General features: G+C 56.0%; 1 protein-coding gene. It reads left to right on the top strand.

Annotated elements, in window-relative coordinates; all coding sequences use genetic code 11:
* Positions 1 to 507: PLP-dependent transferase (locus BFV97_RS17030; protein WP_172827931.1), on the top strand; the 507-nt coding region annotated here is incomplete at its 5' end.
* Between the last annotated feature and the right edge of the window lie 184 nt (positions 508 to 691).

Below are 691 nucleotides of genomic sequence, written 5' to 3'. Positions count from 1 at the left end.
TTGGTGGGTATGAAAGATATGACCGGCGCGGTGATGGCTCCGTTCAACGCGATGTTGATCTTGCGCGGGCTAAAAACGCTGGCGCTGCGTATGGATCGCCACTGCGCCTCAGCCCGTGTCGTTGCCGAATTCCTGGAAGGGCACTCTGCAGTAAAGGCCGTGTATTTCCCGGGGTTGGAAAACTCCCCCCAGCAGAAGCTGGCAGAGCAGCAAATGGATCAACCCGGCGCAATGATCGCGTTTGAAATCGATGACGGTATGTCTGGGGGTATTGCCTTTATGAACAGGCTGAAGATGATCCAGCGAGCGGTGTCGTTGGGCGATGCTGAGACATTGATCCAGCATCCTGCTTCGATGACCCACTCTACTTACACGCCCGAAGAACGCGCCGAACATGATATCAGCGACGGTTTGATCCGCTTGTCCGTGGGGTTGGAAGAGGTCGAGGACATTCTTGCCGATCTGGAGCAAGCCCTGCCGATGCCGGAACGCCATGCAGCCGAATAAGGAATAGCGCCATGCGTCCTGATCTGACCCATCTGAAAACCATTGAACAGCGCCTGCTGTGGTTGTCGCATTGGATGATTCATCACGCCAATCACGTGCGGCCCAAGGTGGACGGGATCAAAGTCGGCGGTCATCAGGCCTCGTCGGCGTCGATGGTATCGATCATGACTGCGCTTTACTTCTC

The sequence above is a fragment of the Neptunicoccus sediminis genome (assembly GCF_001719615.1).
Taxonomy (GTDB): domain Bacteria; phylum Pseudomonadota; class Alphaproteobacteria; order Rhodobacterales; family Rhodobacteraceae; genus Amylibacter; species Amylibacter sediminis.
Note: the sequence above shows the minus strand (reverse complement) of the source record. Positions and strands in the feature narration are given on the sequence as shown.